Below are 20180 nucleotides of genomic sequence, written 5' to 3'. Positions count from 1 at the left end.
GGTCGCCCGCTAGGCGACCGAGAAGCGGCGCAGCCGCCAGGCCGCGAGGCCGAAGAGCAGCAGGCTGGGCACCAGCAACTGCACCACGGCCAGTGCGGCCTGCCCGCGCATCAGGCTGGCGGGCTCCTCCTGCCAGGCGAACGTGGGAATGCGGTCGAACCCGTCGGGCGTGAATGCATCGCGCGCATCGATGCGCGGGAAGAAGAAGGCCTTCCACGCCTCGTGGTGCGCGACGGTCTGCGCCTCGAAGCGCGCATGGCGGCGCGCGCCGTTGCCGGCCAGCGCGGTCATGCCCTCGTAGGCCACCGCCGCGGGCGACACCGCGCCGAAGCGGCCGAGCAGCTGCTGCTGGCGTGCCTGCTGCGCATCGAAGCGGTCGAGCGCGGGGCGGATCGCCTCGTCCACCTCGCGCTCGATCCTGTAGTTGGCGAGCGCGCGGCCGGCGATCTCGATCTTGCCGTTGCGCGGCACGAGGATCGCGCCTTGGCCCACGTGCTGGTACTCGGTGCCCAGCAGGTCCTGGTGGCGCTTCATCGCCTCGGCCGTGACGACACGCTGGCGCGTGGCGAGCTCGGTGCGCGAAGGCGCCGGCGCGGCCTGCGTGACGGCAAGGTTGAGCAGCACCGGCGCGACCAGCACCAGCACGACCCAGGCAATGACCAGCACCATCGCATTCGTTGCCGACGAGGCGCCGAAGGCATTCACCGCCACGACCAGCGCGAACCAGAAGAGCGCATAGGCGCCCACGAGCAGCGCCCACCAGAGCGTCGCGCTGCCCATCTCGCCGGACGCGCCCGCGAGCCCCGCATGGCGCGCGATCCACAGCACCGCCACCGGCAGCAGCACCGCCGGCCCCAGCAACACCGCGGCGCGCACCGTGAGCTTGCCCGCGAGCAGCGTGCGCAGGCGCAACGGTTGCGAGAGCAGCAAGCGCAAGGTGCCGTTCTCGCGCTCCGCCGACAGCAGGTTGTAGCTGAGCGCGAAGATCAGGAGCGGCAGCAGATAGACGATGACGAAGGCCAGGTCGAAGTGCCCGCTCAGCAGGTGCCACGGGTTCTCGATGTCGCTCGGGTTCATGAACACGACGCGGCTCTGGTTCGTGACCTTGTACTGGCTCGGGAACAGGTCGCTCTGCCCGAGCGCGACCGGGCCCAGCGGCGCGGTCGGCAGCAGCGCGTGCTGCCCGCCGTAGCCGCTCGCCATGCGCGAGGGATCGGCCGGGTTCTCGAACGGCGTGGGCTGCGCGGTGCCGGCAAGGATGGCTTCGAGCTGCACGCGCTGCGCGGCGCGGGTGTCGCGGTCGGCCTGTGCAACCGCTGCCTGCGCGCGGTCGCGCTTGGCGGTCTGCACCAGGCCGTTGCCGAGCGCGTACGCCACGAGCAAAAGGAACAGCGCGCCGACGAGCCAAAGGCCGCGCTCGGCGAGCATCAGGCGGAATTCCTGGCGCATCACGGCCAGCAGGCGGCGGCCCTGGGGAGGATGGATCGACATGTGTGGCATCCCCTCAGAGCGCGCGCTGGCGCACGGTGGCGAAGACTGCGAACGCGGCCGCCAGCAGCAGGCCGGCGCACAGCACGGCCAGGCTGCGCGCCTGGTGCAGCAACGCCCATCCCGCGCCCGGCGGGTGGTAGTCGAACGGTGGCACGGTGGCCCAGAGTTCGGGCGTGGCCTGGTAGGAGAAGTGGCGGTCGCCCAGCGGATCGGCATGCGCCACCAGGTCCTTGCTCATCAGGTCCTGGATGTCGCGGCGATGCAGTTCAGCCGCGGTCGTGAAACGGCGGTGGTGCGAGAAGTCGGTGCCCGCCATGCCCATCGAGAAGCTGCGGATCGCAAGGATCGGCAGCACGAGGCCGCTCCATTCCTGCACCGCCTGCTGCTGCTCCCAGGTGTCCCACAGGCGCCCGTAGTGGCGGTCGTACACGGGGTACGAGGCCTGGTCGTCCAGCCGCAGCGCGATGCCCCATTTGCTCAGCGGCACGTCGCGGCCCCAGCGCTCGGTGGTGCCGAAGTTCTCTTGCCAGACCTTGTTCGACACGGTCTTGAGTTCGGCGCCGAGCTGCCGGTTGAACTCCAGCCGCGTCGGGCTCGGAAACCAGGTGCGCGACAGCTCGGAGAGCACGCGCGGCGCCATCACCGCCTGGCCGATCCACAGCGCCAGCAGCACGGTGATCGCGGTGCGCGACGTGGCCGACATCGCCGACACGCCGAGCACGAGGAACACGAAGATGCCCAGGTACACCGCATAGCCGAGCGCCCATGCGGCCAGGCGCAGCAGCGCGTCGATGCGCTCGCCCTCTCCTGCGCCCACGGCCACCGCGATGGCTGCGACAAGTGCCGCCGGCACGAGCAGCACCGCCAGCGATGCCGCGAGCGCCAGCGCCTTGCCGGCCAGGAGCCGCAGCGGCGCCACGCCCAGGCTCAGCGTCTGCCGCAGGATGCCCTGCTCGCGCTCGCCCGCGAAGGCGTTGAAGCCCAGCACGATCACCAGCAGCGGCCCGAGCACCTGCAGGATCCAGCCGACCGAGAGGTTGCCGAAGCGCTGCAGGCCGGTCGCGTCCTGCGCGGCGTTGAACTTCACCTCGCTCTGGCGGTGCGCCTGCAGCCACACGGTGCTGCCGATGAACGGGTTGATGCCCGAGTCGACCATCGACAGCGGCGGCTCGGGCTTGAAGGCGTGCATGCCCTGGTGGGCGGCATCGTGCGGATGGCGCTTGTCCTGGTGCAGCCAGTCGCGGTAGTCCATCGCCTGCGCGGCGACCTGCTCGGCATGGGCGCCCTGCTGGTGCGCCCAGCCCACGGCGAGTGCCGTGAAGAGCAGCACCGCCACGAGCCCGCCGGCCCAATAAAGGCGCCCGTCGCGCAGGCGCTCGATGAATTCGCGTCGTGCGATCCAGTGCAGCAGCATGATCAGGCCCTCATGTGCTGCAGGTACAGCGACTGCAGGTCGGTGTGCACGATCTGCGCATCGCCGTCGAGGCTTTCGACAAGGCGGCCGCGCTTCATGATGCCGACGCGCGTGGCGGTCTGCTGTGCATGGAACAGGTCGTGCGTGGTGGTGAGCACGGCCACGCCGGTGTCGGCGGCGCGGCGCAGCAGGTCGGAGAACTCGGCGGCGGCGTGCGGGTCGAGCCCCGAGGTGGGCTCGTCGAGCAGAAGCGCCTTCGCCTCCTTGGCGATCGCCACCGCGATCCACACCTTCTGGCGCATGCCCTTCGAATACGCGGAGACGCGCTTGTCCGCGGCCGCGTGGTCGAGCCCCACCTCGGTCATCAATTCGAGAAGGCGCGCGCGTGGCAGCTCGTGGCCGAGCGCGAGTCCTGCGAAGAAGCGCAGGTTCTCCAGGCCCGAGAGCGTGCCGTAGAGCGTGACCTGCTCGGGGATGTACGCCACGTCCTGCTTGGTGGCGACGGGGTGGCGCGTGACATCGACGCCGTTGATCTCCACCGCGCCGCCGGTCGGCGCGATGAAGTTGAGGAACAGGTTGATGGTCGTCGTCTTGCCCGCGCCGTTCGCGCCCAGCAGGCAGTAGATGTCGCCGCCGCGGATGTCGAGGTCGAGGCGGTCGAGCGCGGTGTGCGCGCCGTACTGTTTGGTGAGGCCGATGGCTCGGAGCATGGACAGGGTTCCGGTTGGAGAAAAGGACGCACGCAGGCCTGCGGCGGCGCAGGGTGCGCCGATGCGGATCGGTTCAGTCGTCGTGGAGGTGTCGGCGGAAGATGCCCCGCCTTGCGGTCAGCGCCGGTTCAGCGCTTATGCCTGTTCTTTGCGCCGCCCTGCCGCGCCTTGAAGCGCGGGTTGGACTTGCAGATGACGTAGGTGCGGCCGCGCCGCGTCACCACTTGGCAATCGCGGTGACGCTTCTTGGCTTCCTTGAGCGAGGACAGGACTTGCATGGGTCGATCGAAAAGGTTCGGACCCGCGACTATACGTTATTGAGAATACGTTCTCAATAACATTGCAAAGCTGGCTGCAGCCTGACGCGGGTCAGTGCGCCTTGCGCCCGCCCGCTTTGTCGCCGGCCTCCACGCACGATGCGCAGAGGCCATGCAGCGTCACCTCGTGGCTCTTGACCTGGAAGCCCTTGGGCGCGAGATCGTCCATCGGGCCCGGGCATGCATGCAGCAGGAACACCTGCCCGCAGCCCGAGCAATGGAAGTAGTGATGGTGGTGGTCGGCCTCTTTGCCGTCGTGGTGCGCGTGGCGGTGCGCGGCGGGCTTGCAGGCCACTTCGTAGCGCGCCGGCTCGCCCGGCAGTTCGACCTTCGCGATCTCGCCGTCGGCCAGCAGCAGCGAGACCTGGCGGTACACGGTGGAGAGGCTGATCTCGGGCACGATCTCGCGTGCATGTTCGAGGATTTCCGGTGCCGTGAGAACCCGCCCGGCGTCGCTGAAGGCGGAAAAAACGGCGTTGCGTTGGCGCGTGAGGCGTTGCATTTTTCGATGATAGTGGGCGGGCCGCCTGCGTTCAGCCGGCGGCCCCGATGCCCATTCAATCCGCGGCTGCGGGCTCGTCGCCGGACTTGCGTTTCTTTCCGCGCGCCGCCTTCCTGGCTGCGCGCTCCGCATCGATGCGCTGCCCTTCGGCCAGCCACTGCGCAAACTCCTCGGGGGTCTCGAGCGTGATGCGCCCGAGATTGCCGGCGCGGAACTCGTGCATCACGATTTCCGCCGCCTTCTGCAGGTTGACCCGGCCCTTGCCCAGCAGCGCGCCGCGCTTGCGGCCGATGGTGTCGAGCACGTCTTCGTCCTTCATGCCGGCGATGGTCTCGGCATCGAGTTCGACGAGCTTGAAGCGCTCCGCGATGCCCGCCGCGTAGTGCGTCTTCAGGTAGTTGAGCAGCTCGAGCGCCACTTCCTCCTCGTCGAAGGCATTGCGCCCGACCGCGCCGCTGGCCGCGAGGTTGTAGCCGCTCTTGGGCACGACGATGCGCGGCCACAGCATGCCGGGCGTGTCCCACAGGTAGAAGTCGTCGGCCAGCGTGATGCGCTGCTCCAGCTTGGTGATGCCGGCCTCGTCGCCGGTCTTGGCCTTGCGCCCGCCGGTCAGCGTGTTGATGAGGGTGGACTTGCCCACGTTCGGAATGCCGCAGATCAGCACGCGCATCGGCTTGGCCATGCCGCCGCGGTTGGGCGAGAGCTCGTGGCAGGCCTTGACGATCTGCTGCGCGGGCGTGGTCTGGCTCGCATCGAGGCCGATGGCGCGCGTGGCGGGCAGCGCGTTGTAGTGCGCGAGCCAGAGCGCGGTGCGCGCGGGGTCGGCCAGGTCCTGCTTGTTGAGCACCTTCAATGTCGGGCGGCCGGCCGTGAGCTCGGCCAGCATCGGGTTGGCGCTGGAGCCGGGCAGGCGCGCGTCGAGCAGCTCGATGACCACGTCGATGTCCTTCACCCGCTCGGTGATGGCCTTCTGGGTCGTGTACATGTGCCCGGGGAACCACTGGATCGCCATCGATGGATGCTCTTTCTTTCGCGCTGTCTGCTGGGGAGGTTGGCCCGAGGGCCGGGTGCGCATTGTGAACCGGGAACGTGCGCTTCCTCACGTTGCTATCTTTTCGATAGCTCGGGGCGCCCATTCTGCCTCCATCGCGGGTTTGTCCAGCCCCTAGAATCCGCGCGCTGCGCCCCGCAGCCATTCCAACAAATACCGAGGGAAATCCGTGCTCAAGCGCCTTGCCGCTGCCGCCCTGCTGGCAGCCACCGTCGTTCCCGTGTCCGTCGTTCACGCCCAGCGCCCTTCGCCGCCGGCCGGGCCGATGATCAACGGCTACCTGTGCTGCAACATGCGCACCTACGGCGACTCCATCAGCGACATCAACTACGACGAGCAAGGCACGAGCATCGTGGCCGTTGGCACGCCGGCGCGCATCACGGCCTACGACTTCCGCTTCTTCAACCTCGACCTGGCGGGCAAGCCCCAGCGCATCAAGAACGACTACAGCCGCAACATCACGCTGATCGACTTCGCCAAGCGCTACGTGGTCACCGAAGATCCGAAGCAGAAGATGGCGACCTTCCCGCCCGCGGTCAGCACCGCCATTCGCGCCGGCAAGGTGATGCCCGGCATGACGCGCGAGCAGGTGCTCATGGCCATCGGCTACCCCATCGCCGGCGAAAACCCGAGCCTGGACGCCGCCACGTGGCGCTACTGGCGCGACAGCTGGTCGGAGTACCAGGTCAACTTCGACGACAAGGGCCTCGTGAAAGCCGTGGTGGGCGACCCCGTGGCGCTCAGCCGCGTGCTGGCTGCGACACCTTAAGTTCTCGCGCGTGGGCACACGCGCAATCCCCTAGAGGGTTTTGCATCGCGGGGGGCTTTTCCGCCCCTATGATTTGACCGAGTGCGGCGCCTCGCGCGTCGGTGTGAATCGAAAACTTTTTGATGGAGTTACCGCGATGAAACCCGTCTCCGAACTGCTCAAGCGCCACGACTCCGCCGCCTGGCGCACGGCGCCCGACACCAGCGTGTTCGATGCGCTGGCCACGCTGGCCCGCTTCGAGGTCGGCGCGCTCATGGTGATGGACGGCGAGAAGCTCGTGGGCTTTCTCTCCGAACGCGACTACACCCGAAAGGTCGCGCTGCAGGGCAAGAACTCCAAGGAGATGAAGGTCTCGGAGATCATGACGCCCGACGTGATGACAGTCACACCGCAAACCCGCACCCGCGCCTGCATGGCGCTGATGAGCCAGCGCAAGTTCCGCCACCTGCCGGTGGTCGACGGCGACAAGGTGGTGGGCATGATCTCGATCCAGGACCTGATGGACGACATCATCAGCGAGCACGAGCAGACGATCACCCAGCTTACAAGCTACATCCAGAGCTGAGCCGCGGCTTCCTCGTCGCCAGATTGCGGACCCTGCCCGGCGCGTGGGTAGGGAATAGACCTACGCACGGCACGGCGCTTCAGGGCGCACAGTGGGCTTTCGTTCATCCATCCAGCAGAAGGACATTGCATGCAGATTCAGGTCAACACGAGCAACGGTATCGAGAACAAGGACACGCTGGAACGCTGGGCCGACACGGAGATCAAGCAACACCTGAGCCGCTTCGTCGAAGACGTGACGCGCGTGGAGGTGCATCTGAGCGACGAGAACCACGACAAGGCCGGCGGCGGCGACAAGCGCTGCGTGATGGAAGCACGCCTTGCCCACCACCAGCCGCTGGCCGTGACGCAGCACGGCAACACGCTCGACGAGGCCTTCCGCGGCGCGGCCGACAAGCTCAAGCGCCTGCTCGACAGCACGCTGGGGCGCCTGAACAACCACCGCGACCGCGATTCGATCCGCAAGGACGCGGGGTTCGTCGCCGAATAGCGCCAGCGGCGCACGCTCAGGGCGTCTTGCGCCGCTTCGGCGGCGCGGCGCGCGGCGTGTCCGCGGGAATCAGGGGCGGCCGATGGCCGCTCGCCATCCACGCGTCGTAGAAGTCGATCTTCCGATCGACCAGCGTGAGCGCCCTTTTCCAGTCGGCAATCGTCTCGGTCACCCGCGCGCGGTGCGCAGCGAGCATGTCGCGGCGCTGCTGCAGCGTGGCCTTGCCCTGGAGCGCAAGCGCGGTGTACTCGCGCATCTCGGCAATCGACATGCCGGTGCGGCGCAAGCGCTCCATGAGGTCGAGCCAGCCGACGTGCAACTCGCCGTAGAGGCGCCGGCCGCCGTGGTCGCGCGCCACGCCGGGCACGAGGCCCTGCGTTTCGTACCAGCGGATGGCGTGCACCGTGCGGCCGGTGCGGGTGGCCAGTTCGCCGATGTGGAAGGGGGTTCCCTTCACGACCGGCGCGGCGGGTGCGGTCGGTGCGCTAGCCGGCATGCGCGGCAGCCGGCGGCGCTTCGAGCGCCTCCTGAACCAATGCGGTGTCGAAGTACTCGGTCAGCTCTTTCACCTTGCCTCCTTCGAGTCGGTAGACGTAGCAGTAGCGGTTGTTGTAGCGCTTGCCGGCCTTGGTGGGCACGTCGCCGCTGAACAGCACCACCACCCGGTCGCCCTCGGCAATGATGCGCTCGGTCTTGCTCGCGTAGGGCGCGGCGAATTGCGCGAACAGCGGCGCGATCAGCTCCTCGCGAATGGCCGCCTTGCCCGCGTAGGTGCGCGACCAGGGCGTGGTGCCCTCCAGCGTCCAGCTGGCGTCGTCGGCCAGGCTGTCGATGAAGGCCTGGCCGTTGCCCTTGTCCAGCTCCGCGTGGATGTGCTGGACCAGGGCCTTGTTGTCGATCGTGTTCATGGCTTGATTTCCTTGGCAGTTGAATGAACCGGAAGTCCCGGTGAATTCATTGGAAATGCTCGAGTGCGCTCTAGGTCAAGCGCCATGAACGGGTGCGCCGGCTCAGCCTTGCCTAGCGTTTGCCATCGCCTTGGCGACTTCGTTCCCGCCCTGGGCGGTTCCGGCCAGCGGCACGGACTCGCCCTCGCGCGAAGTCACCTCGGCCAGCCGCGCAGCCAGTTGCTCGGCGGCGTCAGGGCCGTTGCCCAGCCACACGCCTTGCGTGAGCGTGATGTGCGCGGCCTCGAACACCCCGGCGCCGGCGCAGAGCACCGTGCGGTTCGGTGCGTCCTGCGCGGCCAACACCAGCATCGCCGGCACCACGGCTTCGGGCTGGAAGGCCTCCAGCATTTCCGGCGGGAACAGGTCCTCGGTCATGCGGGTGGCGGCGGTGGGTGCCAGGCAGTTCACGCGGATGTCGTTCTTGGCGCCCTCGATGCTCAGGGTCTGCATCAGGCCCACGAGGGCGAGCTTGGCGGCGCCGTAGTTGCTCTGGCCGAAGTTGCCGTACAGGCCCGACGACGACGTGGTCATCACGATGCGGCCGTATTTCTGCGCATTCATGAGCGCCCAGACCGCTTTGGTGCAGTTCACCGCGCCCATCAGGTGCACGTCGACCACCAGCTTGAAGTCGGCGATTTCCATCTTGGCGAAGCTCTTGTCGCGCAGGATGCCGGCGTTGTTGACCAGGATGTCGACGCGGCCCCAGGTGTCCACCGCCTGCTGCACCATGGCCTGCACGGCCTCGAAATCGGTGACGGAGGCGCCGTTGGCGATGGCTTCGCCGCCGGCCGCCTCGATCTCGTCGACCACCGCCTGCGCGGCGCTGACCGAGCCGCCGGAGCCATCGCGCGCCCCGCCCAGGTCGTTGACCACCACCTTGGCGCCGCGTGCCGCCAGGGCCAAAGCATGCTGTCGGCCAAGGCCCCCGCCTGCGCCGGTCACGATGGCCACGCGGCCCTTGAAGTCGATGGTGTTGCTGCTGCTCATGGTGGGTCTCTCTTGGCTGCTTTCGTTGGGGATGTTCCGGCGTTGCCGCTCTGCGGCAGCGTGGCGTTTTACCCCAGAAAAGCGCGGCGCCGCCTTGGCAGGCGCGCGGCCCCAGTCACCCGTGCGACGGCTGCATGGCGGCGCAATAGGCCACCAGCTGGTCGAGTTCGGCCGATTTGTCGAAGAAGGCGTCGGCACCCAACTGCGTCGAACGGTCGCGCATGTCGGCCGTGGCGTAGTTGCTGAGCACCACCACCTTCTGGTGCGGCGAGCGATTGCGGCAGGCGTTGATCACGCCTAGCCCGTTGCCCCGCTGCAGGAACAGGTCGACGATGGTGAGGTCCCAACCGTCGCGATGCTGGCGCAGCCAGTTCACGGCTTCTTCCTCGGTGCTGGCGGAGGCCACGACCTGCGCATCGGCCACGTCCTCGAGAAATCCGACGAGGTTTTCGCGGATCACGGGACTGTCCTCGACGAGGTAGGCCTTGAACGTCATGGCGAAACCGAAGAGGCGGGGCTTTTGGTGCTGTGCATGGGAATCATCCTCGCAGCGCAGCCGAGGGGCACGGTGGGCAATGCAAGCCAATGCCTGTAGGCCATCGGCCAGCGCCCTTGTCGTCCCCGACGGCGAGGCAAGGCGCCCGGTGGCCCCGCACAGCGGGCGCTGGCGACCAGGCCCGACGGCTAGGCGGCGACCGCCATGCGGCCTCGGGCCATGCCCAGCCGCGCGGGCGAGACGTACTGCTCGCGGTAGATCTCGAAGGGCATGGTGTCCGCCGCCTCGATGCGCTTTTGCTCCTGGATCGACTCGGCGGTCATGCGCTCGAATTCGGCCTGCTGCTCGGCCGAGAACGGCAGGGCCAGCAGCGCGGCGCGGGTCTGCTCCGACTGGGCACGCACGAAGCCGACGAACGAGTTGCCGTGCTGCTGCTCGATGGCCGCGAGCACGCGGGCCGAGGGCACGCTGTCGGGGTCCTGCAGCGCGGCCCGGGCCGCCTTCACCGCGTCGGTGTGCTGCGTGCCACCCTGCGCCGCGTCGATCGCGGCGGCGATGGGCAGGCACTCGTCGACCAGTTCCAGGCCCCAGTCGGTCAGCGTCGCTTCGCTGCCGCCGCGCGACAGGCGAAGGCCAGGCTCGCGGCCGCGCGCGGCGGTCAGGTGCTGGTTGCGTGCCAGGTCGGCAATTTCCTCGGGCGTGTCGTCGGGGCTGTCGCTCAGCAGGCAGTGCAGCAGGAACACGTCGATGAAGCGCATGGTCTGCGCGTTGATGCCGACGGTCTCGAAGGGATCGAGGTCCATGAGGCGCACCTCGACATATTCGACGCCGCGCTCGCGCAGCGCATGCAGCGGGCGCTCGCCGGGGTTGATCACGCGCTTGGGGCGGATGGTGCCGTAGAACTCGTTCTCGATCTGCAGGAGGCTCGTGCCCAGCTGGTTGTAGTCGCCGCCCAGGTTGCGGATGCCGATGGTCTCGTAGCCCGGCCATGGACGGGTGAGCGCGTCCTGCAGCGAGGCGCCGTAGCCCTCCAGGCTGTTGTAGCTCACGGCGAGCGACGCCTGCGCATCGCTCTGGTAGCCCAGGGGCCCCATGCGCAGCGAGGTGCCGTGCGGCATGAACATGCTGCCGTCGCCCAGCGGCTGCAGCTCGTGCGGGCGGCCCGCGACGAAGCTCGAACACAGCGCCGGCGAGGCGCCGAAGAGGTACAGCAAGAGGAAGGCGTGGCGGCGGAAATTGCGGATCAGCGCGAAATACTGTTCGCTCGACACGTCGGGCAGCGACCAGTTGTAGTGGATGCCCGAGATGGTCTGCATGCGACGGCCGTAGCGGTGGCTCAGGCCCATGCGGTAGACGCTCTTGGCGCGGCCCACGTTCGAGGAGCCGTAGCGCCCGATGGGAATGGTTTCGTCGGTCGGCAGGCCGCAGGGCATGCTGGAAACCCAGAGGCGCTCGTCGCCCAGCTGGTCGAGCACGCGGTAGGTGAACTGGTGGACCCGGGTCAATTCTTCCAGCGCCGATTCGACGCCGGCATGCACGCCGGTGATGAGCTCGAGTTGCGATTCGCTGAAGTCGGTCGTGATGTGCGGATGCGTGAGCGCCGAACCCAGCGCCTGGGGATGCGGCGTCAGCGCGAGCTTGCCGTCGGGCAGCGCACGCAGGCTTTCCTTCTCGATGCCGCGTCGCATGCCGTGGAGGCGTGCGGCTGAAAGGGCACCCAACCTCTCCTGCAATCTGTTGCTCATATTGTTATGACCCATCAATCTTCTGAGGGGCTGGAAGGTAGCACGGGCGCGCGGGCACTGCTCGTGCAGGGAATCCCGGTTCCGGCTAGGCGTCCGCCCGCTACTTTTTTGATAGCTCCCTGCATAGGCACCGTGGAGGCTGCAAGCCTTTTTTGTAGAGAAAAATGCGGGGTCAGGCGCGGCCGGCCCGCAGGTCTATCTCATCCGACTGGTAGACGTGGATTTCCGGCATGCCGTCGGCCATCGCCGCGAGCGCCTTGCCGAAGGCGCGCGAGGCATCGACGCGAAAGTGCGCCTGCAGCGCGGGCATGTCGCTCCAGCGCTCCACGAAGGTCAGCCGCAGCGGGTCTTGCGCGTCGGTCGAGACTTCGTGCGAGATGCAGCCGGGCTCGGCGCGCGAGCGCAGCACGTGCTCCACGCTGATGGCCAGCATCGCCTGCAGGGTGTCGGGTTTGGCGAGGGCATGTCCGATGACGAGGATCATGGGATGTCTCCTTCTTCGTCCGTATGTCTAGCGGTTGCCGCGGCGGCCCCGTTCGCGCTTCAGCCCAGCACGCGCAGCAGGAAATCGTTCAGGTCGGCCACTTCCTCCATGCAGACCGAATGCGCCATCGCGTACTCGTGCCATTCGACGGTGTAGCCCAGGGCGGCGAGCGCGTCGCGCGATTGCACAGCCCGTGCCAGCGGCACCATCGGGTCCTGACGGCCATGGCCGAGGAACACCGGCGTCTTGTGGTTGGCCGCGTGGCGCTCTGCCGCGGTGCTGGCCGCCAGCGGCAGCCAGCCCGAGAGGCCGACGATGCCGGCCAGGCGCTCGGTGTGGCGCAGGCCCGTCAGCAGCGCCATCGCGCAGCCCTGCGAGAAGCCGGCCACCACGATGCGGCTGGCGGGGATGCCGCGGGCCTTTTCGTTGGCGATCAGCGCCTCGATGGTGGCCTGCGAGCGGCGCAGGCCCGCGGCATCTTCCTGCACGTCGAAATCGGGGGCTGCGATGTCGAACCAGGCCGGCATCTGGTAGCCGTTGTTGAGGGTGACCGGGATCACCGGCGCATTGGGGAACACGAAGCGCACGGGCCCCACGGCGGACAGGTCGAGCTCGCCGGCGATCGGCACGAAGTCGTTGCCGTCGGCGCCCAGGCCGTGCATGAGGATCACGGAGGCGGTCGGGTTCGGGGCGGTTTCGATTTCGATGGGCGTACGGGACATGGTCGGGCAAAGGTATTCAGGAACGTGGATGACCGGACCTTAGCGCATTCGGGCGGTCGGCTGACTTGCGCGGCGTGCGTTCGCGCCCAAGATGGGCTGAAACAAAAGCAAAGAAAAAAGGAACAACCCGCGTGAGCCATTCCCCTCCCCTGGTCGAAACCAAGCTGTCCGGCGTCGTGCTGGTGTGCGGCGATTGCGAAGAGCGCAGCGACGGCCCCACCAAACTCAAGGCGAAGCAGGTCCGCAAGGAACTCAAGCGTGACCTGGTGCATGTGCCGGGGCGCCTTCGCGTGGTGCAGTCCACCTGCCTTGGCCTCTGCCCGAAAAAGGCGATGGCGCTGGTCGCCGTGGCCGGCGGGCATGCGCCGATGGCCGCCGAGGTGTGCCGCGACGACGATGTCGCGGATTTCTCCAAGGCGCTGTCCCGGTCGATCCGCTAGCCCGGGCTACTCGGCCTTGATGCCGGTGGCCTTCACGATCTGCGCATAGCGCTCGTATTCGGCCGACACCAGCTGCTGGAACTGCCGCTGCGGAAAACCCGTGGCCTCGATGCCTTGCAGCGCCAGGTCGGCGCGCGCCGCGGGCGTCTGCACGATGCGCCCCGCGTCGGCGGCGATGGCATCGAGCACCGGTTGCGGCGTGCGCGCCGGCGCGAACAGGCCGAACCAGGTTCCCGAGCGGTAGCCCGCATAGGTCTCGGCGACGGTCGGCACCTCGGGCAGCAGCGCATGGCGCTTCTCGCCGCTGGTACCCAGCGCCACCAGCTTGCCGGCGCGGATGTGCTGCAGCGCTGGGCCGACCGCGATGAACATCACGTCGACCTGCCCCGCGATCACGTCCTGCATGCCCAGCGGGCCGCCGCGGTAAGGGATGTGCGTGACGTAGATGCCGGTCTTCTGCTTGAGCAGTTCCATGCTCAGTTGCTGCGGGCTGCCGTTGCCGGCCGATGCATAGTTGATGCGCCCCGGCTGCGCCTTGGCGGCGCGCACGAAATCGGCGACGGTGCGAAAGCCCGTCCTCGGGTTCGCGACCAGCACGAAGTCGATCTGGCCGAGCGACACCACCGGCACGAGGTCGCGGCGCGCGTCGTAAGGCAGGCCGGCCTGGAGGTTGGGCAGGATGGTGATCGGCCCGTCGGCGCCCACCAGCAGCGAATAACCGTCGGCCGGCGCCTTGGCGAGCCCATCGGCGGCCAGGATGCCCGCGGCCCCGGCGCGGTTGTCGACCACCACGGGCTGCTTCCATTGCTCGGCGAGGCGTTGCGACAGGTAGCGCGCGAGCACGTCGGGCGAGCTGCCGGGCGTGTTGGCGACCGTGATGTGCACGGGCTTCGACGGGTAGGCCGCCGGCGGCTGCTGCGCCTGGGCGCCCAGCGAGACCGCCGCACCGGCCCAGAGTGCGAGGAACGGTTTCAGCCAGGGATGGACGCGCATGGAGGACTTTCGGTTGCAAAAAGACAAAGCGCGCGATTCTGTCGCGCACCTGCCTTTCCGCGAACGACCCATTCGTCAGATGCTTAGCTGGATCCGGGCATAAGCAGTTCCATCAGGCCGGTGCCGAGCGCAACCGGTCCAGCGCCTGATAGAAGGCATCGACCTGTTGCTGGGCCGTCTCCCGCATCGCCGCGTTGCGGCGCGCGCAGCTCGCGGCGTCTTCCATGGCGCCGGCTTCGCCGACCTTGCGCGAGGCGTCCTGCACGAAGCGGCACATGGGAAAGCGTCGCTCGCCGAAGGCCTTCAGGGTCTGCTCGCCGATGCCGTCCGCGGCAAGCATCCGGGCGAGCACGACAGCGTCTTCCACTGCCATTGCGCCGCCCTGCCCCATGAACGGCGTCGAGGCATGCGCCGCATCGCCGATCAGCAGGACGCGACCCGCATGCCAGGGCAGCGGCGCCTGCACTTCCTCGACGGCGGTGTAGAGCACTTCCGAATCCGCCGAGAGCTGGTCGAGAAACTGCCGCGCCGGGCCGCCGAATTCCGCGAACCGCTCTCGCATCAACGCGGGCCATTGGTCTCGCGGATACCAACGGCCGGCAGGCTCGCTCACCGTGCCGAAGATGTAGAGCCTGTCGTCGCTGATCGGCATGATGCCCAGGCGCTTGCCGATGCCCATCATCATGATCTTCGCGTCGAGCGTGCGCGGCCGCTCGTGCACGCTGCGCCAGACGCCGAAGCCGGTGTAGCGCGGCGTCACAGGCCCGCACACGGCTTCGCGGACCTGCGAGCGGATGCCGTCGGCGCCGATGACCAGATCGAAGCGCTCGCGCGTCCCGTCGGAGAAAGCGACCTCGCCGCCGGGCGCATGGATGTCCGCCACCGTCGTCGCCAGCCGGATGTCGACCCCCAGCGCACCGAGCCGGCCCGCGAGGATGCGATGCATCTCGGCGCGCTTGATGCCCAGGATCGGCACCGCGCCGCCGTGCGAGCGCGGATAGAACACATCGACGATCGGCGCGCCGCGATGGTCGAGGTAGACATTGCGCCCGTCCGCGATGCCGAAGCCCGCATCGAGGATCTGCGGCAGCACCCCGATGCTGCGCAGCGCCTCCAGCCCGTTGCCGTAGATGAAGATGCCCGAGCTCTGGAAGCGCCATCGGGCCTCCTTCTCGACCAGCGTGACCTGCATGCCCTTGTCGGCCAGGGCGACGGCGGCCGAGCAGCCGGCGATGCCGGCGCCGACGATCAGCACCTTGTTGTTGTGTGTTGCGGTCATGAACGGACGCCTCAGAGTTGCGTGCGCACGGACCACAGCTCCGGAAAGAAGCGGTGATCGACCACGCTGCGCAGCCACCCCACGCCGGCCGAGCCGCCCGTGCCCGGCTTGAAGCCGAGGATGCGCTCGACCGACACGAAGTGCCGCCAGCGGTATTGCGAGAACACGTCGGCGATGTCCATCAGCGCCTCGCCGAGCCGGTAGAGATCGTTCTCCGGCGTCGGGTCGCCGTAGACCCGCAGCCACGCGGCTTCCACGCCCGGGTTCACCGCATAGGGCGCCGACCAGTCGCGCGCCAGCGCCTCGGGCGGCATCGCGATGTCGCGGCGGTGCAGCAGCGCGAGCACGTCGTCGTAGAGGCTCGGCGAATTCAGCGCGCGCTCCATGTAGGGCCATACGTCGGGGTTGTTCGCATGCGCACGCGCGAGCGGCACCGACTTGTTGCCCAGGATGAACTCCACGTGCCGGTACATGTACGACTGCTGCCCCGACGCGATGCCCAGCGTGTTGCGGAACTGGTTGAACTCGTGCGGCGTGATGGTGGAGAGCACATCCCAGGTCTTGCCCAGGAACTCCAGCAGCGCCCGCACCCACGGCACCAGCTGCAGCGCGCCGGCCACGTCGTCGGCGCGGATGCGCGCCTGCATGTTGACCAGCTCGTAGTGAGTGGCCTTGAAGGTCAGCTCCTTGCAGTGCGTGATGCACATGAAGACCATCTCGTCGTGGCCTTCGCTGCGCATGTGCTGGATGCTCAGAAGCAGGTCGTTGCGCTGATGTTCCAGGTACGGGTTGCTGCGGCCTTCGAACTGCAGCAGCGGCTCGCCATCGGTGGTCTTCACCGTGGCTTCGCGCTGCCGGTCGTCGCCGGACGCGATCGACCTCACGAGGGAGTTTTCGAGCGCCGGGTCGCGGACTTCGGGAATGACTCTGTGGCGTTGGATGGGCATGCGCCGATTGTTCGGCGCGCATGCCGTCGCCTCAACCTCCGGCACGCCGGATTTGGGCACCGATCGTCCGGTGCACGGTGATCAGCTGGATTCGGAACTGCCGAGCCGGCGCGCGTAGGCGCTGGGCGTCATGCCCGTCCAGCGCTGGAAGGCGCGCGAGAACGCCTTTTCCGAGGCATAGCCCACCGCCTCGGCCACCTGGTGCAGGCTCAGCTGCCGGTTCTTGAGCTTCTCGGCCGCGAGCGTCATGCGGTAGGAGCCCAGGTAATGCATCGGCGTCACGCCGACCAGCGCGCGAAAGCGCTCGCTGAAGATGGTGCGCGAGAGGTAGCTGGCCTGCGCCAGCGTGGCCACCGACCACGGGTGCGCGGGCCGCTCGTGTATCAGCGACATCGCGCGGGCGATGCTTTCGTCGTCCAGCCCGCGCAGCTGGCCGGCCTGCTGCACCTGCTCGGCCTGGGGCTGGGCGTACAGGTGCTCGCAGAGGATGTGCACCAGCAGCAGGTCGGCCATGCGCGCCGCCGAGAGCTGCCAGCCTGGCCGCTGCGCGACGGTTTCGTTCACCAGCGACTCCATCGCCTGCGCGAGCGACGCGGTCGTGGGAATCTGCGCCTGCCGCAGCACGATCAGCGGCGGCAGGCTCGCCATGATGGAGCCCAGGCCCTCCGCGGGCATCCACAGGTGCAGCGAGAACAGCGCGGTCGCCGCGCCGCCACCGCCGTGCGAGAACACGATCGGGTGGTCGCCGTGCCGGCCGACCGAGTGCGCGGTGATCAGGTCGCGAAAGGGCTCGGCCTGGAGCCCCGGCGCGGACGACACGGTGTGGGCGCTGCCCTGCGGCAGCATCGCGATGTCGTGCGGCGCAACGGCCACCGGCTCGGCGCCGTCCACGGCGATCCAGTACGGCGCGCCGGTGCACATGCGGATCAGCGGGCCATCGACGCCGGCCGAATGCAGCGCCCAGGGAGAGGTCAGCGAAAAACGGGCCGTGACCGCGCGCTCGGACCTGTACGTCGCAAGCACGTGGCTGAGTACGTCGCCGCCCCGCTCTGTGTCCATGCTGTTCGTGCCGCCCGGTGATCTGGAAGCCGGCGATTATCTGGCATGGCAACCGCGCGGATTGCAGGCGATTTGTCGTCGCTTTGCACAATGCACCCGGGGATGCAACACAATGGCGTTTCCCATGAAGACCCCGAACCCGAAGCCCCCGCTCGCCGCCGCTGCCTTCGACAGCGAATCCCTGTTGCGCGAAAGCGGCCTGCGCGTGACACGCGCCGCCCAGACGGTGCTGGAGCTCCTCCGGCACACCTCCCAGCCGCTCACGCACGAGGAAGTGGCCGCGGCCTACACCACCGCGACGGGCGAGGCCCCCGACCGGGTGACCATCTACCGCGTGCTCGACCGCCTCGTCGAAGCGGGCCTGTGCGACCGCCGCGTGGGCGCCGATCGCGTCAACCGCTTCGCGCGGCACGTCGAGGCCGCCTCGGGCAACACCTTCGAATGCGACCAGTGCCACAAGGTGCTGGCGCTGCCGTCCGACCCCGAACTGCCCAAGGTGATGGGGCGCCTCGGGCGGGCGTTGCGCAAGCAAGGCATCGACACCCGCCACACCGCACTGACGCTTCACGGCACCTGCGGCGACTGCGCCCGATAACAAGGGCTCTCCCCCGGGCTTTGCGCACTTCGTGTCGCTTCGTCAACCCGCTTCCGGGGGCAACGCCTGCGGCCCGGAAAAGCCGGTTGCGCGGGCGTTTCGCGCCATGCCGTTTTCAGACGTTCCAGGACGGAAACGGATCGGGCAGGTTCTGCCACCACGAGGGGCCGAAGCGCATCTCTTCCTCGGTGAGCAGGCACGCATCCAGCCGCGCTCGCATCGCGGCCTCGTCCATGCCGATGCCGATCAGCACCAGCTCCTGCCGCGCATCGCCCGTGGCCGGGTCCCAGTTCTTGCGGATCAGCTCCAGCGCATCGGCCTCGGTCGGCCAGTGTTCGCGCGGCACGGCCGCCCACCAGAACCCGGCCGCGCCGTAGCGGCAGGCACCGCCGGCCTGCGACCACGAACCCGCGCGCGTGGCGCGGCTCGCGAGCCAGAAGAAACCTTTGGAGCGCACCACGCCCTCCCACTCGCCCTGCACCAGGTCCCAGAAGCGCTTCGGATGGAACGGCAGGCGCGAGCGGTAGACGAAGCTGCGGATGCCGTAGGCCTCGCTCTCGGGCAGATGTTCGCCGCGCAGTTCGGCCAGCCAGCCCGGCGCCTGCTCGGCCTGCTCGAAATCGAAGAGGCCCGTCTCGAGCACCCGGTCGAGCGCAACGCGGCCGAACTGCGACACCTCGATGCGCGCCCGCGGGTTCAGGCTCTGCAGGATCGCCATCAGCCGCTCGCGTTCCTCGGGCGTGACCAGGTCGGTCTTGTTGACCACCAGCACGTCGCAGAACTCGATCTGCTCGATCAGCAGGTCGACCACCGTGCGCGTGTCTTCGTCGCCGAGCGATTGGCCGCGCTGGCCCAGGCTGTCGGGCGAGCCGTAGTCGCGCAGGAAGTTGAAGGCATCGACCACCGTCACCATGGTGTCCAGCCGCGCCACGTCGGCCAGGCTCCTGCCGTCCTCACCCGCGAAGGTGAAGGTCTCGGCCACGGGAAGCGGTTCGGAGATGCCGGTGGATTCGATCACCAGCTGGTCGAAGCGCCCCTCCTTGGCCAGGCGATTCACCTCGACGAGCAGGTCCTCGCGCAGCGTGCAGCAGATGCAGCCGTTGCTCATCTCGACCAGTTTCTCTTCGGTGCGCGAGAGCTTGGCACCGCCGTCCCGCACCAGCGCCGCGTCGATGTTGACCTCGCTCATGTCGTTGACGATGACCGCCACCCGGCGCCCCTCGCGGTTGTGCAGGATGTGGTTGAGCAAGGTGGTCTTGCCTGCGCCGAGGAAGCCGGACAGGACCGTGACGGGGAGACGATGGGGCATGAGAGCGAATTCCATATATGCAACAGCATTGCATTATAGGGATCAACCGCAACAAGGTTGCACTTGATGCAACCCCGCCAACCTCTCGGAGCCGTCAGTAGCTCAGCTTCGGATACCAATCCTTGCCGCGGCCTTCGGGCGTCATGTCCAGCAGGTTCCAGATCGGCATCGGGTCTGGTGCGCCGCGCGGGTCCTGCCCGGGGTCGGCACTGCCCGCGCCCATCTCGGCGGCCCAGAAATGACGGATGGTGCCGCCGCTGCGGTGGAACACGTTGAACGCTGCGTTGTCGCCGCTGTCCGGCGTCTCGCCGGCGTAGTCGCGATTGAAGCTGTTCCCGGCCGACGAGTAGAGCGGCAGGTAGCGCCAGCCGCGCTCCACGGCGAAGGCGCGCATCCGCTCGATCGGCGAGGTCGCGATCACCGCGAAGGCCACGCGCTGCAGGATGTCGGGCATTTCGCCGTCGTAGGCGCTCAGGAGCGACGTGCACATGGGGCACGGGCGCTCGCGCTTCGGACCGTACATCCAGTTGTAGGTGATCAGCGTGTCGTGCCTGCCGAAGAGTTCGGAGAGCTTCGCCGGGCCATTCGGCCCCTGGAACTCGTAGTCCTCGGGCACCTCGCCTCCGGGCGGCAATCGGCGGCGCTGCTCGGCAACGCGCTCGCAGTGCCGGCGAAGCTCGATCTCTTCGGCCAGCAGCGCGGTGCGTGCCGCGCGGTAGGCCGCGCTCTCGTTGGGCAGTCGCATGGGGTTGGCATCGGCGAGCTGGCGCGCGGGTTCAAGTTGGGTTGGCAAAGACATGGGTATCGCTCCTGAAAGAGAAGATCAGGTTGAACATGTCGTTCGATGCTGTGCCCGCGCCCCTGCG

General features: G+C 68.2%; 24 protein-coding genes. 5 read left to right on the top strand and 19 right to left on the bottom strand.

What is annotated here, in order from left to right; genetic code table 11:
• Positions 1 to 9 precede the first annotated feature (9 nt).
• The 6 genes from RT97_RS25850 to ylqF form a co-directional block, all read right to left on the bottom strand.
• The gene (locus RT97_RS25850) at positions 10 to 1491 is read right to left on the bottom strand and encodes an ABC transporter permease subunit (protein WP_080898433.1); all 1482 of its coding nucleotides are present in this window, start codon (positions 1489 to 1491) and stop codon (positions 10 to 12) included.
• 13 nt (positions 1492 to 1504) lie between these two features.
• Entirely contained in the window at positions 1505 to 2905 is a 1401-nt protein-coding gene (locus tag RT97_RS25845; RefSeq protein WP_172672251.1) for an ABC transporter permease subunit, read from the bottom strand.
• 2 nt (positions 2906 to 2907) lie between these two features.
• A complete protein-coding gene (locus RT97_RS25840) occupies positions 2908 to 3615 on the bottom strand; it encodes an ABC transporter ATP-binding protein (RefSeq protein ID WP_042581715.1) in 708 nt (235 codons plus the stop codon).
• A gap of 128 nt (positions 3616 to 3743) precedes the next feature.
• The gene (gene ykgO / locus RT97_RS25835) at positions 3744 to 3893 is read right to left on the bottom strand and encodes a type B 50S ribosomal protein L36 (protein WP_019654976.1); all 150 of its coding nucleotides are present in this window, start codon (positions 3891 to 3893) and stop codon (positions 3744 to 3746) included.
• Between the two features lie 91 nt (positions 3894 to 3984).
• Positions 3985 to 4434, bottom strand: a complete 450-nt coding sequence (locus RT97_RS25830; RefSeq protein WP_042581714.1) for a Fur family transcriptional regulator — start codon at positions 4432 to 4434, stop codon at positions 3985 to 3987.
• Between the two features lie 55 nt (positions 4435 to 4489).
• Positions 4490 to 5446, bottom strand: coding sequence for a ribosome biogenesis GTPase YlqF (gene ylqF, locus RT97_RS25825; protein ID WP_042581713.1), 957 nt, complete (start codon positions 5444 to 5446; stop codon positions 4490 to 4492).
• A 208-nt stretch (positions 5447 to 5654) separates the two neighbouring features.
• Between ylqF and bamE the strand changes: the two genes are divergently transcribed.
• From bamE to RT97_RS25810, 3 genes are all read left to right on the top strand, one after another.
• A complete protein-coding gene (gene bamE, locus RT97_RS25820; protein ID WP_042581712.1) occupies positions 5655 to 6254 on the top strand; it encodes an outer membrane protein assembly factor BamE domain-containing protein in 600 nt (199 codons plus the stop codon).
• A 136-nt stretch (positions 6255 to 6390) separates the two neighbouring features.
• Complete coding sequence (locus RT97_RS25815) at positions 6391 to 6819, top strand: CBS domain-containing protein (RefSeq protein WP_042581711.1); 429 nt, start codon at positions 6391 to 6393, stop codon at positions 6817 to 6819.
• A gap of 129 nt (positions 6820 to 6948) precedes the next feature.
• Positions 6949 to 7308, top strand: a complete 360-nt coding sequence (locus RT97_RS25810) for an HPF/RaiA family ribosome-associated protein (protein ID WP_042581710.1) — start codon at positions 6949 to 6951, stop codon at positions 7306 to 7308.
• A gap of 16 nt (positions 7309 to 7324) precedes the next feature.
• Here RT97_RS25810 and RT97_RS25805 read toward each other — a convergent pair whose 3' ends face one another.
• From RT97_RS25805 to RT97_RS25775, 7 genes are all read right to left on the bottom strand, one after another.
• The gene (locus tag RT97_RS25805) at positions 7325 to 7804 is read right to left on the bottom strand and encodes a MerR family transcriptional regulator (RefSeq protein ID WP_042581709.1); all 480 of its coding nucleotides are present in this window, start codon (positions 7802 to 7804) and stop codon (positions 7325 to 7327) included.
• Positions 7794 to 8216, bottom strand: coding sequence for a nuclear transport factor 2 family protein (locus tag RT97_RS25800; RefSeq protein WP_042581708.1), 423 nt, complete (start codon positions 8214 to 8216; stop codon positions 7794 to 7796). Before RT97_RS25800 ends, RT97_RS25805 begins: the two co-directional genes overlap by 11 nt.
• A gap of 102 nt (positions 8217 to 8318) precedes the next feature.
• Positions 8319 to 9245 (bottom strand): SDR family NAD(P)-dependent oxidoreductase, encoded by a 927-nt coding sequence (locus RT97_RS25795; RefSeq protein ID WP_042581707.1) that lies wholly within the window; start codon positions 9243 to 9245, stop codon positions 8319 to 8321.
• Positions 9246 to 9360: 115 nt separating this feature from the next.
• A complete protein-coding gene (locus RT97_RS25790; protein WP_042581706.1) occupies positions 9361 to 9741 on the bottom strand; it encodes a response regulator in 381 nt (126 codons plus the stop codon).
• 188 nt (positions 9742 to 9929) lie between these two features.
• Positions 9930 to 11486 carry a glutamate--cysteine ligase gene (gshA, locus tag RT97_RS25785; RefSeq protein WP_042581705.1) on the bottom strand — a complete coding sequence of 519 codons (1557 nt, stop codon included), beginning with the start codon at positions 11484 to 11486 and terminating at the stop codon, positions 9930 to 9932.
• Positions 11487 to 11658: 172 nt separating this feature from the next.
• Positions 11659 to 11970 carry a putative quinol monooxygenase gene (locus RT97_RS25780; protein WP_042581704.1) on the bottom strand — a complete coding sequence of 104 codons (312 nt, stop codon included), beginning with the start codon at positions 11968 to 11970 and terminating at the stop codon, positions 11659 to 11661.
• A gap of 59 nt (positions 11971 to 12029) precedes the next feature.
• The gene (locus tag RT97_RS25775; protein ID WP_042581703.1) at positions 12030 to 12692 is read right to left on the bottom strand and encodes an alpha/beta hydrolase; all 663 of its coding nucleotides are present in this window, start codon (positions 12690 to 12692) and stop codon (positions 12030 to 12032) included.
• Positions 12693 to 12823: 131 nt separating this feature from the next.
• Here RT97_RS25775 and RT97_RS25770 point away from each other — a divergent pair, with 131 nt between their 5' ends.
• Entirely contained in the window at positions 12824 to 13132 is a 309-nt protein-coding gene (locus RT97_RS25770) for a hypothetical protein (RefSeq protein ID WP_042581702.1), read from the top strand.
• A 6-nt stretch (positions 13133 to 13138) separates the two neighbouring features.
• On the opposite strand, the gene RT97_RS25765 is transcribed toward RT97_RS25770, so the two are convergent.
• From RT97_RS25765 to RT97_RS25750, 4 genes are all read right to left on the bottom strand, one after another.
• Positions 13139 to 14125 carry a Bug family tripartite tricarboxylate transporter substrate binding protein gene (locus RT97_RS25765; protein ID WP_042581701.1) on the bottom strand — a complete coding sequence of 329 codons (987 nt, stop codon included), beginning with the start codon at positions 14123 to 14125 and terminating at the stop codon, positions 13139 to 13141.
• Between the two features lie 112 nt (positions 14126 to 14237).
• Positions 14238 to 15404 (bottom strand): FAD-dependent oxidoreductase, encoded by a 1167-nt coding sequence (locus RT97_RS25760; protein WP_042581700.1) that lies wholly within the window; start codon positions 15402 to 15404, stop codon positions 14238 to 14240.
• A gap of 11 nt (positions 15405 to 15415) precedes the next feature.
• Entirely contained in the window at positions 15416 to 16351 is a 936-nt protein-coding gene (locus RT97_RS25755) for a tryptophan 2,3-dioxygenase (RefSeq protein WP_042581699.1), read from the bottom strand.
• An 81-nt stretch (positions 16352 to 16432) separates the two neighbouring features.
• On the bottom strand, positions 16433 to 17410 hold the full coding sequence (locus RT97_RS25750) for an AraC family transcriptional regulator (protein ID WP_042581698.1): 978 nt from the start codon (positions 17408 to 17410) through the stop codon (positions 16433 to 16435).
• A 124-nt stretch (positions 17411 to 17534) separates the two neighbouring features.
• Here RT97_RS25750 and RT97_RS25745 point away from each other — a divergent pair, with 124 nt between their 5' ends.
• Positions 17535 to 18005, top strand: coding sequence for a Fur family transcriptional regulator (locus tag RT97_RS25745; RefSeq protein WP_042581737.1), 471 nt, complete (start codon positions 17535 to 17537; stop codon positions 18003 to 18005).
• A gap of 115 nt (positions 18006 to 18120) precedes the next feature.
• On the opposite strand, the gene zigA is transcribed toward RT97_RS25745, so the two are convergent.
• The gene (gene zigA, locus RT97_RS25740) at positions 18121 to 19314 is read right to left on the bottom strand and encodes a zinc metallochaperone GTPase ZigA (protein ID WP_042581697.1); all 1194 of its coding nucleotides are present in this window, start codon (positions 19312 to 19314) and stop codon (positions 18121 to 18123) included.
• A 94-nt stretch (positions 19315 to 19408) separates the two neighbouring features.
• Entirely contained in the window at positions 19409 to 20113 is a 705-nt protein-coding gene (locus tag RT97_RS25735) for a DUF899 family protein (protein ID WP_042581696.1), read from the bottom strand.
• Positions 20114 to 20180 lie beyond the last annotated feature (67 nt).

This window comes from Variovorax paradoxus (genome assembly GCF_000834655.1).
GTDB classification, from domain to species: domain Bacteria; phylum Pseudomonadota; class Gammaproteobacteria; order Burkholderiales; family Burkholderiaceae_C; genus Variovorax; species Variovorax paradoxus_F.
Note: the sequence above shows the minus strand (reverse complement) of the source record. Positions and strands in the feature narration are given on the sequence as shown.